General features: G+C 52.9%; 14 protein-coding genes. 6 read left to right on the top strand and 8 right to left on the bottom strand.

The features are described 5' to 3' along the window. Positions 1-22: 22 nt before the first annotated feature. From KVT28_RS09440 to KVT28_RS09425, 4 genes are all read right to left on the bottom strand, one after another. Complete coding sequence (locus KVT28_RS09440; protein ID WP_192235139.1) at positions 23-1,417, bottom strand: glycoside hydrolase family 1 protein; 1,395 nt, start codon at positions 1,415-1,417, stop codon at positions 23-25. A gap of 15 nt (positions 1,418-1,432) precedes the next feature. Next, a complete protein-coding gene (gene bglF / locus KVT28_RS09435) occupies positions 1,433-3,301 on the bottom strand; it encodes a PTS beta-glucoside transporter subunit IIABC (RefSeq protein WP_217547966.1) in 1,869 nt (622 codons plus the stop codon). 214 nt (positions 3,302-3,515) lie between these two features. Further along, positions 3,516-4,220, bottom strand: coding sequence for a YoaK family protein (locus KVT28_RS09430; RefSeq protein WP_217547963.1), 705 nt, complete (start codon positions 4,218-4,220; stop codon positions 3,516-3,518). Positions 4,221-4,284: 64 nt separating this feature from the next. Further along, entirely contained in the window at positions 4,285-5,733 is a 1,449-nt protein-coding gene (locus KVT28_RS09425) for a sugar porter family MFS transporter (RefSeq protein ID WP_217547960.1), read from the bottom strand. A gap of 242 nt (positions 5,734-5,975) precedes the next feature. On the opposite strand from KVT28_RS09425, the gene KVT28_RS09420 reads away from it, so the two are divergent. From KVT28_RS09420 to map, 3 genes are all read left to right on the top strand, one after another. Then, positions 5,976-6,161, top strand: coding sequence for a general stress protein (locus KVT28_RS09420; RefSeq protein ID WP_101761305.1), 186 nt, complete (start codon positions 5,976-5,978; stop codon positions 6,159-6,161). A 112-nt stretch (positions 6,162-6,273) separates the two neighbouring features. After that, positions 6,274-6,516, top strand: a complete 243-nt coding sequence (locus KVT28_RS09415; RefSeq protein ID WP_008106304.1) for a ParD-like family protein — start codon at positions 6,274-6,276, stop codon at positions 6,514-6,516. Further along, the gene (gene map / locus KVT28_RS09410; protein ID WP_101761304.1) at positions 6,516-7,298 is read left to right on the top strand and encodes a type I methionyl aminopeptidase; all 783 of its coding nucleotides are present in this window, start codon (positions 6,516-6,518) and stop codon (positions 7,296-7,298) included. The genes KVT28_RS09415 and map overlap by 1 nt, the downstream gene beginning before the upstream one ends. A 43-nt stretch (positions 7,299-7,341) precedes the next feature. Here map and KVT28_RS09405 read toward each other — a convergent pair whose 3' ends face one another. Then, positions 7,342-8,907, bottom strand: coding sequence for a methyl-accepting chemotaxis protein (locus KVT28_RS09405; protein WP_101761303.1), 1,566 nt, complete (start codon positions 8,905-8,907; stop codon positions 7,342-7,344). 431 nt (positions 8,908-9,338) lie between these two features. Next, positions 9,339-9,833 (bottom strand): DUF892 family protein, encoded by a 495-nt coding sequence (locus KVT28_RS09400; RefSeq protein WP_101761302.1) that lies wholly within the window; start codon positions 9,831-9,833, stop codon positions 9,339-9,341. Between the two features lie 425 nt (positions 9,834-10,258). On the opposite strand from KVT28_RS09400, the gene KVT28_RS09395 reads away from it, so the two are divergent. Continuing rightward, positions 10,259-10,462 (top strand): general stress protein, encoded by a 204-nt coding sequence (locus KVT28_RS09395; protein ID WP_064740224.1) that lies wholly within the window; start codon positions 10,259-10,261, stop codon positions 10,460-10,462. Between the two features lie 587 nt (positions 10,463-11,049). Further along, positions 11,050-11,472, top strand: a complete 423-nt coding sequence (gene uraH, locus KVT28_RS09390) for a hydroxyisourate hydrolase (protein WP_110867159.1) — start codon at positions 11,050-11,052, stop codon at positions 11,470-11,472. A 37-nt stretch (positions 11,473-11,509) separates the two neighbouring features. On the opposite strand, the gene ftrA is transcribed toward uraH, so the two are convergent. Further along, on the bottom strand, positions 11,510-12,514 hold the full coding sequence (ftrA, locus tag KVT28_RS09385) for a transcriptional regulator FtrA (RefSeq protein WP_217547957.1): 1,005 nt from the start codon (positions 12,512-12,514) through the stop codon (positions 11,510-11,512). A 116-nt stretch (positions 12,515-12,630) separates the two neighbouring features. On the opposite strand from ftrA, the gene KVT28_RS09380 reads away from it, so the two are divergent. Next, on the top strand, positions 12,631-14,097 hold the full coding sequence (locus tag KVT28_RS09380; protein ID WP_217547954.1) for an MFS transporter: 1,467 nt from the start codon (positions 12,631-12,633) through the stop codon (positions 14,095-14,097). On the opposite strand, the gene KVT28_RS09375 is transcribed toward KVT28_RS09380, so the two are convergent. Next, on the bottom strand, positions 14,098-14,646 hold the full coding sequence (locus tag KVT28_RS09375) for a pyridoxamine 5'-phosphate oxidase family protein (protein ID WP_217547951.1): 549 nt from the start codon (positions 14,644-14,646) through the stop codon (positions 14,098-14,100). Between the last annotated feature and the right edge of the window lie 23 nt (positions 14,647-14,669).

Raw genomic sequence — 14,669 nt, 5'->3', positions numbered from 1 at the left:
GCGGCACTTAATTATTCACTGGCTATTTCAACGCTGCACCATGGCTACGAATCACGTCCTGATACCAGAAGAAACTCTTCTTACGTGAACGCGCCAGCGTGCCGTTGCCCGCATCATCGCGATCCACGTAGATAAAGCCGTAACGCTTGGAGAACTCGGCTTTTGACGCGCTGACCAAATCAATCGGCCCCCAGCAGGTATAACCCAATACCTCGACGCCATCTTCAATCGCTTCACGCACCTGCACCAGATGATCGTTGAGATACTGGATACGGTAATCGTCGTTAATTTGCCCGTCCGCTTCCACCACATCTTTAGCACCAAGCCCGTTTTCCACGATGAACAGTGGCTTTTGATAGCGGTCATAGAGGATGTTAAGCAGAATGCGCAACCCTTCAGGGTCGATCTGCCAACCCCAATCGGAACTCGGCAGGTGCGGGTTCGGCACCATCGAGAGAATGTTGCCGCGCGCTTTCTGGTTCTCCTCTTCGTTAGTGGTGACGCAGCCGGTCATGTAGTAGCTGAAGGAGATGTAATCGACGGTGTTTTGCAGGTCGCGCTTATCGGCATCGGTGATCTCGATGCTGATGTTACGATCGGCGAAGAAGCGCTTCATATAGGCCGGATACGCGCCGCGCACCTGTACATCGCCAAAGAACAGCCATTCGCGGTTCTGTTGCAAGGTTTCCAGCACGTCCGCCGGACGGCAGCTCAGCGGATAGAGCAGCGCGCCCAGCAGCATGTTACCGATTTTGCCGTCCTTAACGATTTCATGGCAGGCTTTCACCGCGCGCCCGCTCGCCACCAGCTGATGATGAATCGCCTGATAGATTGCCTGCTGATCGCTCTCTTCCGCCAGACCTACGCCGGTGAACGGCGCGTGCAGCGACATGTTGATCTCATTAAAGGTCAGCCACAGCTTCACCTTGTGCTGGAAGCGGGTGAACACCGCGCGCGCATAGCGTTCAAAGCAATCAATGGTGATGCGATTGCCCCAGCCACCGTACTTTTTGATCAAGCCGTACGGCATTTCGTAATGTGACAGTGTCACCAGTGGCGTGATGTTGTATTTCGCCATCTCATCGAACAGGCGATCGTAATAGGCTAATCCCGCTTCATTGGGTTCCGCTTCATCGCCCTGCGGGAAGATGCGCGTCCAGGCAATCGAGGTACGCAGTACGGTAAAGCCCATCTCGGCGAACAGTTTGATGTCCTCCGGGAAGCGGTTATAGAAATCGATGGCGGTATCCTTGATGCCAAAATCGTCATCGCTGCGCTCGACGCGTGCACCAAATATGCCCTTGGGTTGCAGGTCGGAGGTCGATAAACCTTTGCCACCTTCCTGATACGCGCCTTCAACCTGGTTTGCGGCAACGGCGCCGCCCCATAAAAATCCGTCAGGGAAACGTTTAGTCATCTGTTTGCTCCTCTATTATTTCAGCACGGCCAACAACGGAGCGCCTTCGCTCACGGCCGTGCGGCTCAGGGTTAACACATCCACAAAGTCATCGCTATTACTCACCAGCACTGGCGTAGTGAGGTCAAAGCCTGCGGCTTTAATCGCATCGAGATCGAACTCCAGCAGCAAATCGCCCACCTTGACCGGCTGATCGTTCACTACTTTCGGAGAGAAATAGTGTCCATCGAGCTTCACGGTATCGAGGCCAACGTGGATCAACACTTCTGCGCCCTGCGCCGATGTCAGGCCAATCGCATGGCCGGTTCGGAACATTGACGACACCACGCCATCGATCGGCGATACCACGCGGCCCCGCTGCGGGATAATCGCCGCGCCTTTACCGAGCAATCCGCTGGCAAAAGTTTCATCTTTAACCTGATCGAGCGGAATGACATCGCCCGCCATCGGACTGACCACGCTTTCGCGGCGCGTCAGGCTGGTGGGCGGAGCAACCGCTGCCGGCGGCGCAACCGCTTCGGTTGCGAGCTCGGTCAGACCGAACAGATAAGTGCTGACGCAAGCGAAGATCAGCGCCACCGCCGCACCGGCAAATGCCGCCAGCACGCTGGCATCAATGCCGCTGTTTGGCACCACCTGAATAAAGGTGAAGACACTCGGGAAACCAAAGGAGTAAATGGTGGTGTGCCAGAAGCCAAGGATCGCCGCGCCCAAGGCGCCACCGATGCAGCCGAAGATAAACGGACGACGGCGCGGTAGCGTCACGCCATATACCGCCGGCTCGGTGATGCCGAAGATGCTGGCGGTAAAGGCTGATCCCGCCATCGCTTTCAGTTTCGCTTCGCGGGTGCGCAGGAAAATACCAAGCGTGGCGCCCGCCTGGCCCAGCACCGCAGGCATCAGCAAGGGCAGTAGCGTGTCGTGACCAAAGTTGGCGAGGTTGTTCAGCATGATCGGCACTAAACCCCAGTGCAGACCGAAAATCACGCACACTTGCCAAATCGCGCCCATCACCGCACCCCCAATCATTGGGCTCAGGCTGTAAATCCACAAATAACCTTCGGCCAACATGCGGCTCAGCCAGGTCGCCGCCGGACCAATCGCCAGAAACGTCAGCGGCACGGTGATCAGCAGGCAGCACAACGGCGTAGTGAAGTTACGCACCGCGCTGGGAGAACGCGGATGCACCCAGCGTTCAATCAGGCTGGAAACCCAGGCCGCGAAAATAATCGGAATCACCGACGAGCTGTAGTTCAGCACTTCGAGCGGGATGCCGATGAAGGTCAGCGCATTGCCCTGCTGCTGCTGTTGCAGCACTTCGAGAATCATTGGATGCACCAGCGCAGCGGCAATCGCCATGCTGACAAACGGATTACCGCCAAATTTTTTACCGGCGCTGTAGCCGAGCAATATCGGCAAGAAGTAGAACAAACCGTCGCTGGCAACAAACAGCACTTTGTAGCTGCCGCTGTCGGCACTCATCACGCCGAGCACCAACGCCAACGCCAGCAACCCTTTGATGATGCCGGTGGCGATCATCACGCCGATAAAGGGGGTGAAGATGCCGGAAACCAGATCGATAAAGCGTGCAAATAAGCCTTGCGGTGCAGCGTTATCTGCTGCCTCGCTCTGATTATCCAGCCCGTGACGTGACGTGAGTTCGCGATACACTTCCGCCACCTGATTGCCAATCACCACCTGATATTGGCCGCCGCTCTCCACAACCATGATCACGCCAGGATTGTCTTTTAACGCCGCAGTTTGCGCTTTTTGACTGTTTTTTAGTTTGAAGCGTAAGCGCGTGGCGCAGTGCATCACGCTGATGATGTTCTCTTTGCCGCCAACACCGGTAACGATGTCATCCGCCAGTTCCTGATATTGCATCACTCTTTCTCCTGAACAATGCCCTAAACTCATGCCCTGAATTTCGCGCAAAAAAAAACCTGAGACGCGCCCTCTTCAACTGAAAAAGGGCGCGTCTCAGGTTTTGCCTGCCGAACAGTAACAATCCTTAACGGGCGCTATCATGCTAACAGCGCGGAAAAAGTGGCAAGCAGTTTTAACGAACGATGCGGAAAACTGTGAAGCTGCTCACCGATCAGATCCGTTTCAGTGCCGCTAAAGCCAGCACGCTGAGCAGCGCACCGATCACCATCAGCAGCAGATAACTCATCCACTGCAGCAGCCAAATCCCCAACACACCGCCGGCCAAAAACGCCAGCACGGTGTAAAAATGCAGCTTAAGCCGCTCAATGTAGAGCGGCGCATCTTTGGGGTATTCTTTGCGGCGCAGCACATCAAACAGCATCGCCAGCTCAATGCCGATATCGGTCGCGGTGCCAGAAACGTGCGTGGTGCGCACGCGGGCGTTGGAGATGCGCGTCACAACGGCGTTTTGCAATCCCATCAAAAAACTCAGGCTCAGCACCAGCAACACGCCAGAGCCGCTAAAGCGAAACCAGCTTTCAATCACGCCGAGCAGCAGCAAAGCGATGCCTTCAATCAGGATGTTGATGGCGTAGATGCCGCGAATCTGGCGCCGTCTGCCGGAGTTGATTATCAGCGTTGAGACAGAAGATCCGGCGATAAACAGCAGCACGATCAGCAGAAAAAACAGGCCGACGTGCAGATTAGCTTTGGCCAGATGGTCGGAAAGTGAGGAGACATTGCCGGTCATGTTCGCCGAGAAGAAGCCGACCGTTTCAAACGCTGCGGCGTTAAGTGCGCCCGCAACGGCGGCCAGCGTGCAGGCCAGGCGAATGTCGGTATTGAAGGTGCGCGTGTTCTCGGCGGTGATTAACATGGGAAATCCTGGCCCGGTGAAAGATGCGTATCTTCCTCCCGTGACCAGGAATTCTCAAGCGCCGCTACGCGGTTTGCTGATCCTGCTCCTGCTCGCTGAACCGCTCGCGCATCTCATTTTCGATCTGCTCGAGCGATTTGCCTTTGGTCTCCGGCAGCATAGTGATTACGAAGATCAGCGAGCCGACGTTGATGGCTGCAAAGATAAAGAACGCGCCATTGCCGGTGGCGGAGAGCAGCGGCGGGAAGGCAAACGCCACCGCCGCGTTACAGATCCACTGGAACGAAACCGCAGCGCCGGTCAGCACGCCGCGCACTTTCATCGGGAACAGCTCCGACATCAGCAGCCAGTAAACCGGCGAAATGCACATCTGCATAAAGAACAGGAACACCAGGATCGCCGCCAGCGCGAAGATGCTTTGCGTCATGTCCTGTGGCATCAACAGCAGCACGCAGCCCAGTACCAGCTGCATGGCGATCACTACCGACAAACCTGTCATCAGCATAGTACGACGTCCAAAACGTCCCACTGCTTTGATGCCCACCATGGTCGCCAGCACCGAAACAATCCCGTTACCGATGGTCGCCGCAATCGAGGCGTTGGTGCCCATACCGGTGGTTTTCAGAATCACGGGCGTGTAGTACATAAAGGCATTCACGCCGGTGAACTGGATAACAATGCCGAGCCCCGCGCCCACCAGTAACAAGCGAAGAATCCATTTCTCTTGCAGCAGTTCACGCGCTGACGGCCCCTGACGCGCCGCTTTAGCGTGCTGGCGCATCTCCGTCATCTCCTTTTTCACTTCGCGCGGCGTTTCACGCAGTTTGTGCAGGATACGGCTCGCTTCTTTGATGCGCCCTTCTGCCACCATCCAGTGTGGCGACGCTGGCACAAAGAAGGTGCCGATAAACAGCAACGCGCCAGGAATCATCGCCATCGCCAGCATATAACGCCACAGATGCGGATCGTTAAGCGTGAAACTCATCACCGCGCTGACCACATAAGCCAGCAGCTGACCGGAAACAATCATCAGCTCGTTGCGGCTCACCAGCGGCGCACGCCGTTTTGGCCCGGCAATTTCGGCAATAAACACCGGTACGGTTGAGGAACCGCCACCCACCGCAATCCCCAGCAGAAAACGCATCGCCACCATTACGTGCAGGTTTGGCGCTAACGCGGTACCAATCGCGCCCAGCACAAAAATTAGCGCCAGAGAACGCAGCGTAATGCGTCGGCCAAAGCGATCGGAGAAATAACCACTGAGGAAAGCACCCAGCGCGGCACCGAAGATCAGGGATGAAGTGACTAAACCTTCGGTGAACGGTGTGAGGTCAAGACCGCCCTGATTAGGCGGCAAGGTCATAAACGGCAAGGCACCCGAGATAATCCCGGTGTCATAACCAAAAGCCAGCGCACCCATTGTCGCTACGAGTACCACAAAGAAGATGCGCTGTTTAACGGTGAGATTACTTAGCGCTGAATCGTCGTCACTGTTTTGCTGCGATGTGTCCATTCCTGTTCCCTGCATATTGAACGCGCCTTGTAGCGCAAAGGTTGAAACCCAAAAGGCAGAAGTATAGTCAGGAATTGTAAATTGTGACGAAGGTCACTATTAATTCGACAAATTTCATCGCGCTTAATGATCATTTTCAATGATCGGCGTTTACGGCCTGGCTTTAACGCAACGGCGAACTAAAATTGCAGCGTGACTAGCTAGTCCTCAAATCTAACGGAACATTGATAAGAGGTCTTCCTATGAACAAACAGAGCTACAGAGGCGGCGCAGGGAATTTTGCTAACGATCCAGAACGTGCGAAAGAAGCTGGCAAGGCGGGAGGCAAAGCCAGTGGAGGCAACTTCAGAAACGATCCTGAACGCGCCGTTGAAGCGGGACGGAAAGGAGGCAAAATAAGTCGTCGTCCTCCAACGAAGTCTGAGTAAGGCGCCTTAGGATTTTGTCCGCCATGGATTGGCTTCACCCCCTTTTTGCATATCCCAGCCTAAAACGGTAACCTATATACATATCACATACGATTCATATATAGGTTGCACCATGGGCATCGTAAAAATCTCTGACTTAATGCATGAGAATCTGCGCATCGCCAGCACGGCGATGAGCCGTTCCATCAACGCGCAGGCGGAACACTGGATGAAGATCGGCATGCTGGCCGAGATTTATCCGTCACTCAATCATCAGGAATTGACGCGCTTGCTGATGCGCGTTGAACGCGACAGCGGCGCGGATTTAGCGCAACTGCTCGACCATCCTTTATTCACCTCGCAGGGAATCGCGTAATGAGCATCAAACTGCACACCGCTGAAGAGATCGAACTGGCGCGTGCCGCTGGACACGCCGCCGCTAAAGTGCTGGAGATCATCACTCCGTACGTTAAACCGGGCGTCACCACCGATCAACTGGACGCGATTTGTCATGATTACGTGGTAAACGAGCTAAAAGTGGTGCCAGCAAATATTGGCTATCACGGTTACAGCAAAACGACCTGTACGTCGGTGAATCATGTGGTGTGCCACGGCATTCCGGGCGAGAAAAAGCTCAAGGATGGCGACATCGTCAACATAGACGTCGGCATCATTAAAGATGGCTGGTACGGCGACACCAGCCGCATGTATTACGTTGGCCAGCCGTCGGTGCGCGCCAAACGTTTGGTGGATATCACCTACGAATCGATGGTGGCAGGTATCAAAGTGGTAAAACCGGGCGCGACCTTAGGCGATATCGGGGCGGCCATTCAGCAGGTAGCGGAAAAAGCCGGTTTCTCGGTGGTGCGCGAATATTGCGGTCACGGCGTTGGCGAGGTGTATCACGGCGATCCGCAGATTCTGCATTACGGCACGCCAGGCACGGGATTGGCGTTACAGGCGGGCATGATTTTCACTATCGAACCGATGATCAACGCGGGTAAAGCCGGCACCAGTGTACTGTCCGATGGCTGGACGGTGGTCACCAAAGACCGCTCGCTGTCAGCGCAGTGGGAACACACCATCGCCGTGACCGAAACCGGCTTTGATTTGTTGACGCCGTGGCCAGAAGGTACCGGCGAATATCCGGCAATTTAAAAAAAGATCCAGAACGCATATGCCGTTCTGGATCACCCTCGCATTAAGCGGTTTGACGCAGCGTAAACACGCTTACGCTATTCACCATATTCGCCGCCTGCTCGCTCAGCATCGCCGACGCCGCCAGCGATTGTTCCACCAGCGACGCATTCTGCTGCGTGGTGATATCAATCTGGCTAATCGCGGTGTTGATTTGGCTGATGCCGTCTGCCTGCTCACTGCTGGCCTGATTGATCTGCACCAGCAACTCTTTCATCTCAGCCACGTTCGACATCATGCCGTTCATCAATTTATTGGCATCCGTCACCATATCGCGCCCATCGGCAATACGGGTGGACGACTCCTCAATCAAATTACGGATCTCATGCGATGAGGTGGCGGTTTTCTGCGCCAGCGCGCGGACTTCCTGCGCCACCACGGCAAAACCGCGACCATGTTCACCCGCGCGTGCGGCTTCTACCGCAGCATTAAGCGCCAGAATATTGGTCTGGAAAGCAATGGAATCGATCAGGTTGATGATCTCCGCCATGCGGCTGGCAGAATCATTGATTTCGGCCATTTTGCTGGCGACGTTGTCCATCATGCTGGCATTGCGTCCTACCGTGGTTTCCGCCTTAGCGGAGAGATCGGCGGCAACGTAGGTATTATTACGCGTGTTGCTAATGGTGGCACTGAACTCCTCCACCGAGGCCGCCGTTTGCTCTACCGAGCTGGCCTGCTCTTCCGTACGCGCCGCGAGATCGTTGGTGCCCGACATGATTTCACTGGCACCGCCGGATATCTGTTCTGCGCTAATGCGAATATGGCTGACAATATCCGACATCTTTTCCTGCATCTGCTGGATGGCGTTAATTAACTGCCCCATTTCATCCTTTCGCTGTTCATGAAAATCAGAACTGAGATCGCCATCCGCCACTCGACCAAGAAAGGCGATCACTTTTTTCAATGGCACTGTAATCGAGCGAATAATAATCCAGCCAATAAATGCTGAAAGTAAAATAGCCACTACAAAAATAATCAGCATGGAAATTTTAGTTTTGCCGTATGACGCCATAAAATTATTATAGGAGCCATCCATTTGCTGCTCTTGCAGGGTAATAAACCCCTCAACCTCATCGATATAATTTCTTTGCGCTGAGGCAAGCGTAGAAAAATAGAAATTCACTGCTTTTGTCACATCACTATTCACTAAATCGAAGAATACATTTCGCTCTTTAAGGAACTCTGCTCGCCTCACTTCCACGCGCTTGAGAAATGCGATTGATTCATCATCGGTAGCCAGCTTATTTAACTGCTTGTAGGTTTCGGTAATTTTCTTTGAGGCATCCTGAAGATTGCTCTGAATCGTTGTCCGGCGTTGCGCATCAATCGGGCTCAGCAGCAGCGCCTGCTGCTGCACCGTTACGTTGATCTCATCAATTAATCGGTTGCCCAATGCAATAGTGGGATAATCGTCTTTCATCATGCCGTTAACGCCGGTTTCAGCTAAGAACAGCGAATTTAATCCGAGTAACGCCACTAAAAGTAGCATCGCGATATTGAGCATAGAGGATATTGTAAGTTTGGTTCGCAACTTTACATTACGTGAAAATCTTTGAACTACGTCCATTTAGAAACCTCAATGATTTTGATTGAAAAGTAGTGAAGACAATAATGTTGTTTTAAAAAAAACAGAAGAGGCTACGGGCGTTAATCGGCAGCATCTCTGCTGTTATCGTCAGCAATTTCATTAACATTAGAGACGATGATTGATAGGGTCACATTTCAAATATCAGACGCGGAGTGTTATTTTGCTGAAATCGATTTCATTGATCAGTTCCATTTACTGATAGGGAATAACATAAAATTCTAAGCCTGGTTTTTTTACTTAATTTAGAATAAAGGTTCTCGCCAGGCTAACAAATAGCAAAGAATGATCCTGATTTTATTATTTGCAGCAATTTGACTAAGGGAAAACAGTTAGTTTCTCTGTAGCGTTTAACCTGCAAGCCAAATTGAGCGGTCAGCAGAGCAAGGCTGCCGACCACTTATAGTTATCCGTCAGACTGCGGCTACCGCGCTATGCAAAATGGCCTCGTTCGCCACGTCCGGCAGCTGATGAAGAAGCCAATCTGCCATCTGGATTTCATGTTGCAGGATCAGCTGGAAAGTCTTAATACCTTTGCTGTCCGCCGCCTGTTGCGCTGCGGCCAGTAATGCGGTGTAGGTTGCCACTTTATAGTTACAGAACACGTAGCTGCTCACCGCAATGCGCACGCCCTCTTCATTGCGCAACATATCACTCGCGGCTTGCCCAACGATCGACAATCGTCCTAACGCGTCTTTCAGCGCTGACCAGTTACTGTCGTAGCGTTTCAAAACGTCTTTCACCCACCGCTGCTGTTCAGCGGTTTGTTGTGCATATTGCTTCATACGTGCCTGCAACAGCGGGAACTCCTCCAGCCGCAGCGTAGCTGCCTGCAGCAAAGGCTCTGCATGTTTTTCCATCGCATGCGCATCGCGCAACCAATCCAGATATACAAATTCCTTGGTCATCAATTTGCTCCGGTAGTGAGAAGAACATCGACAGTTAGCTGCCTGATGGGTATGACATCAGCTCATTTAGGCTAATTGAGCAAAATAAGCGAAGCGTTAATTTAGGCTAAACAAGAAGATTAATTAAACGTAGCAAGCAAGCGTCAAGCTGCAAGTAATGTGCGCAAGAATTGCGATTGAGGTTATAAGTAAATGTGCTTACCGCTTCGCTTATTATCTGGCTAGAGAAGCTTTCTTTTTAATGTTAAAAATCTTAAGCAAGTAACTAATGGTAGTTACATTTAGAGAGAAGTGAAAATTTAACTGGAAGTAACATAAGCAAGCCTCTTAGAATTAAGACTTACGAGAAACCCAGGCTTGAAACTGGAAAAAATGGCACTACATTTATTTTGCATCATGTTGGTATTTATAAAAGAGGAGAACCAATGACGGACGCTAAGAAGCTACCCGATGAGGAAGAAAAAAAGCCGCAACGTCGTGGTGGTGCAGGCAACTTCGCAGAGAACAAGGAACGCGCGGCTGAAGCCGGGCGCAAAGGCGGTCAGGCTAGCAGCGGTAACTTCAAAAACGACCCGGAGCGCGCCATTGAAGCAGGAAGAAAAGGAGGGAAAATCAGCCGACGCAAATAACATTCTTCCCAAAAGAATAAACATCTAACATCGTTTTACTTCTGCACAACACTCTCCTGATACTGTATTTACGCTTCGCTTAAATACAGATTTATCCATGTCAGGAGGGTTATTTCCAGCTAAAAATCCGTATAATCGATTATTTCTTGATCAACTTCAATTTATTTACCGCTTCGCTTATCCAGGCTTTACCCTTCGCTTATTAACCACAAAATTACATTTGCAAGCTAATAATAAATGCCTGACTCAAAATTATATATGTACATGTTACTTAAACTGGTACAACTTTTAGAGAAGAATTCTGACAGATGACTCAGAATAATCGGAGGTGGATTAGCGTAGTTGTCGCTCGCTGGTAATTAAATTAACCGCCATTTGCACTGAGGGAGTGACGACAACAATGACCTGCATTACGTATGCTCGCCCTTCATGGCAACCAGGTTTGCATCAATGCCCGCTAAGATGTCAGCACTTGGTAGATTGCTCGTCAGATCTCAGAAATTTCACATTTAGTCTTATCAATTATGATTTTGTTGTCGAAGCATCCAGGATTGCAGCACATTCACCTGCTTAAAAAGGATATTTTAATGAAAACTCTCTTTACCTCAGCCAGCGCCATCCTGATTGCGACCAGCCTGTCAGCGGGAGCAGCACAACCGGCAGCACCAAAAAATCCGCTCAGCGTACATGTTTTGAACCTGCAAACAGGCTCGCCGACAGCGGGTATTGAGGTTGAACTCGATCAGAAACAGAATAATAACTGGGTGAAATTAGCCAGCGGCAAAACCGACAGCAACGGCAGGATTAGCGCGCTATTCCCGGAAGATAAAACCGCCAGCGCAGGCAGCTATCGCGTGGTGTTTAAAACCGGTGACTATTACAAAATGAACAACCAGAAAACCTTCTTCCCGGAAATTCCGGTCGAGTTCAATATGGAAAGTAACGGCGAGCACTACCATATTCCGCTGCTGTTGAGCCCGTTTGGTTATTCGACTTATCGCGGGAATTAAATTTAAAAGGGTCGCCATCAATGGCGACCCACGGAAACTATTGTGTTATCCCTCTTTCACTAAATGACTTGCGCCAGTTGGTCGGGGTAGTGTTGAGCCGCTGTCTGAAGTGATGACGTAAGGTTTCTGGCGATCCAAATCCCGCCTGTTCAGCAACCTGATCAATGCTCAGCTTGCCGCTCTCCAGCAGTGCGCAAGCTTTTTCCAGCCGCACGCTCAACATCCATTCTCCCGGCGTGGTGCCGGTGGCGTCATGGAAACGGCGTAAAAAGGTGCGGCGGCTCATGCCAGCTTGCCTGGCGAGTTGATCAATAACCAGTGGCGTATTGAGGTGATTACGCAAATCATCAAGTAACGGCGAAAGATTTTTTGCCGCACGCTGCGGCACCGGCTGCTGAACCAACTGCGCCTGATTGCCTTCGCGCAGCGGCGGCGTCACCATGCGACGCGCAGTGCGGTTTGCCACTTCAATACCATAATCGCGGCGAATCAGATGCAGGCACAAATCCACGCCCGCTGCGCCACCCGCTGACGTAATGATGCTGCCCTCATCAACATAAATCATACCGTGCTCAACCTGCACCTGCGGGAAGCGTTGCGCCAGAATCTCGGTGCTGTTCCAGTGCGCGGTCGCGCGCTTACCATCCAGCAATCCGGCAGCGCCCAACACGAAACTGCCTGCACAGATCGAAACAATACGCGTGCCGTTGCGATGGGCTTTTTGTAACGCAGCGATAAGCTGATCCGATGCCGGTTCATGTACGCTGCGCCAGCCGGGAATTACGATGGTGCCCGCCTCTTCCAGCAGCTCAAGTCCGCCGTCGACCACCAGCCGCACGCCACCTTGCGCGCCGAATACGCCCTCTTCCACCGACGCGACGTTCAAATCATATAAAGGCTGGCCGAACACCTCGTCGGCGCGCCCGAAAGCCTCAACGGCGATGCCGAACTCAAAGGTACACAGACATTCATACGCCAGCAAAACCAGTCGGCGGTTGAACGGTGCAGGCGAATGGCCATGAAGCGGAGCAATCATTTGCATTAAAGGTCACCGGAGAAATTGGCACGATCTTGACGATATATGGCATGCAGGCAGATTTCCACTCGCACGCCAATCTTTCATGCTGGCACGCTCTTAACGTATCGCAGGGATTGAGTATGAAGAACATGTTGGCGCTGATGGCGGTTTGTCTGGCCGCATTGATGTCGGGACTGGAGATATCCAGCGTACCGGTGATTTTACCGGTGCTGGAAAGGGAGATGCACGCCAGCTTCCGCGAACTGCAGTGGATCATGAACGCCTATACGTTGGCCTGCACCGCGGTGTTAATGGCCACCGGCACGTTGGCCGACACTTATGGACGCAAGCGCATCTTCATCATCAGCATTATCGCCTTCGGCGTGACATCGGTGATGTGCGGACTGGCGGGCAATGCGCTGTGGCTGATTGTCGGACGTTTGCTGCAAGGATTAAGCGGTGGCGCGATGTTAACCTGCCTGATAGCGATTCTGTCGTTCCAGTTTCCGCAGGGCAAAGCGCGTAGCCGTGCGTTCGCCGCGTGGGGTATTACCTTTGGCTTTGGACTGGGATTCGGACCCATCATCGGCGGCATGCTAGTTGCCTGGTTTAGCTGGCAATGGGTGTTTCTGGTACACGGATTTATCGCGTTGCTGACGCTGATCCTCGCGCTGAAAAATGTGGTGGAATCACGCAATGCTGAAGCCCAAAAGCTCGATCTCAGCGGCCTGATTACCTTATCGCTCAGCGTGGTCGGCGCCACCTATCTCATTACGCAGGGCAGCAGCCTCGGCTGGAACAGCGTCGCGGCACAACTGATTTTGCTGGTTACACTACTGAGCGCGCTGCTGTTTGTATGGATTGAGAAGCGCCATCCACATCCGATGTTTGATTTCTCCGTGTTCCGTATCCGCGCCTTTTCCGGGGCATTGATGGGCTCGATTGGCATGAACTTCAGCTTCTGGCCGCTGATGATTTATCTGCCGGTCTATTATCAAAGCGGCCTTGGCTACAGCAGCATGGCAACCGGTTTGGCGCTGCTGGCTTACACTTTACCGACCTTGCTGATGCCGCCGCTGGGCGAGAAACTGGTGGTGCGCTTTGGCGCGGCGCGCATGATTCCGCTGGGATTATTCACCATCGGCGCGGGCTTTATGTTGATGAAGTTCGCCGTGGCGCAGCAGATGAGTTTACTGCCGGGCGCGCTGCTCGCTGGAATGGCGCTCGGATTGACCAACACGCCAGTGACCAACACCACAACCGGATCGGTGCCGGGTAATCGCGTTGGCATGGCGTCGGGGATTGATATCAGCGCGCGCCTGATTACGCTTGCCATCAATATCGCGCTGATGGGCAGTTTGCTGGTGGCGGGCATTGCGGCGAGTTTGCAACGCATTATGCCGGGACAAAGTGATGTGCATACGCTGGCCGAGCGCATCGCCGGCGGCGGCGAGGTTTCATTGAACCACGATATTGCCGCGCAGGTGCTCACCGACGGTTTTTCCGACGTGCTGTTGTATGGCGCGGCGGGCGTTTGGGGATTGGCGCTGGCAAGTTTTCTGCTGTTTAACGTTCGTCGCAAGGCGCAGCAACAATGCACGCCTTAGTTACGGATGCACCCTTTTGCTGCTGACTAGCGCGCCGTCGTCGGTGTAATTCAGCAACGCTCTTTGATTATCTTCCCGCGCCAGCAGGCACCAATCCAGTTGGGTAATTCGGATTAGCAACACGCCAAAATTATCCTCGGCGTTGCCGGGATGGGTGGATGTGGTTTCGATCTCGCTTCCCGGCGTAGCACCAGCATAGGTTTGCTGCGTCCGGCGCGATAATCGTTGCCACGCCGCTTCAGCTACTGCGCTGTGTGCGGCGTGCAGCTCGACCGTTCCCTGCAACCGCAGCTGCGTTTTTGCGCTGTATCCCAGAACCGTAACGTCTGGATTAACCGCCAGCGCCTGCCATTTCGGGCTACGCATATCGGTGTGCAACTCCAGCGTGCGTTTGACGCGGTCAACCGCGCGCAGCACCAGCGTCCTTGCCTGCGGCTTGCCCTGTTGATCAACCGACGCGAGTGTTAAGAAGTGAAAACCGGCATCGGGTTCGCTTGCGCCGGTCTCCAGTTGTTGCCAGCAATCGCTATCAATCTCGCGTAATGACATCTGTTGTTCCTGTTGGCTGGATA

Origin of the sequence: Pantoea sp. GbtcB22, from assembly GCF_019091025.1 — a bacterium.
Classification (GTDB): domain Bacteria; phylum Pseudomonadota; class Gammaproteobacteria; order Enterobacterales; family Enterobacteriaceae; genus Pantoea; species Pantoea leporis.
The sequence above is the reverse complement of the archived record's forward strand: the minus strand, read 5'-3'. Positions and strand labels throughout refer to the sequence as shown.